The following is a 1148-nucleotide window of genomic DNA, read 5'->3' on the forward strand; positions in this document are numbered from 1 at the left end:
TCGCTTCCGAGAAGGGCGACAAGGCGCTCGGTCTTGCCCGACAACTGTACGCCCGGCTGCTTGCCTGGGGATGGCTTGAAGAGGAGGAATACGGGCTTCGCGTTACCGTGGACATGGCTATGGGACCGCTGCTCGTGATCCAGCGGCTCGCGAGCCTCAATAAGGATCTCTCGCAGCGATTCGGCGGCTTGATCGTGCAAATCCGCCTCAACCTGGAGGCCGTCGAAAAACTGAGGCCCGAGATCACCGACCGCAAGCAGCGCGAAGCCGCGCTCGCCGTCCGCGAGGCGCGTAATCAGGCCGACCAGTTCACTAAGAGCCTGCGGGCCATTCTGGCCGACCTGAAGCGCGTCCGACGGACCGTCATGGAGTCGAAAACAGTCGCTACCCGGCTGGAAGCCTTTTTCGAGGAGTTCGTCGAACAGCTCCTGCTGAAGGATTTCGAGTCCATCCTCACCGTCAACCATCCGTACCGCTTCCGCGACGCCATCGTCGATCTCGCGCGGAGGATCTCCTACACCCCGCAAACCATGCAGGTCCTCGCCGAGGAGTACACAACTTCCAGCATGGCAGCCGACATCGAGGACGGTCGAATGGCCGCGACCGACGACCTGCTGGCCATCGAAAGCATCTTCGATCAGATCGGGGAGATGTTCGATAGGATCGAGGCCTTCCGCAGGCAGCTCGAAGCCCGGGTCCGCAACACCATTAAGTACGCCGAGCGGGGCGGGCAGGGACTCGTCGGCCGGGCCGGCGACCTGGTGCGGCGCCTGGATGCCTTACTGCGGGACGGCAGACACCACAAGGCGACAATCGAATGGAGCATCGAGCCGCTGCGGTCCCCCTGGTCGGAACACCATCAGGCGACGGCCAGGCAACCACGCCGTCCCGTCGAAGCAAGGGAGCTCGCCGAGCCGCCCTCGGATCCGTTGTATGAACTGCGCAAGAAGCTCCGCCTCGAGTACATCGCTCGCATCGCGCCCCGCCCCGAGGATGTCAGACGATTTCTCGAGGGCCAGGTGCCGCCCTTCGCGACCAGGGAAGCCCGCTTCATGGAAATCGATACCGTGGACGACTTTCTCGCCTTCGATTGCGCCCGCCGATATGCGCTGACGGGCGAGATTCCGGCGCAGGTCGCGGCCGGGTTC

At 63.9% G+C, this 1148-nt stretch carries 1 protein-coding gene; it reads left to right on the forward strand.

The window, feature by feature from the left end; all coding sequences use genetic code 11:
- Positions 1 to 1148: Wadjet anti-phage system protein JetA family protein (locus XI08_RS09965; RefSeq protein WP_271574279.1), on the forward strand; the 1148-nt coding region annotated here is incomplete at both ends.

The organism is Bradyrhizobium sp. CCBAU 11361 (assembly GCF_028128935.1).
Lineage (GTDB): Bacteria > Pseudomonadota > Alphaproteobacteria > Rhizobiales > Xanthobacteraceae > Bradyrhizobium > Bradyrhizobium niftali.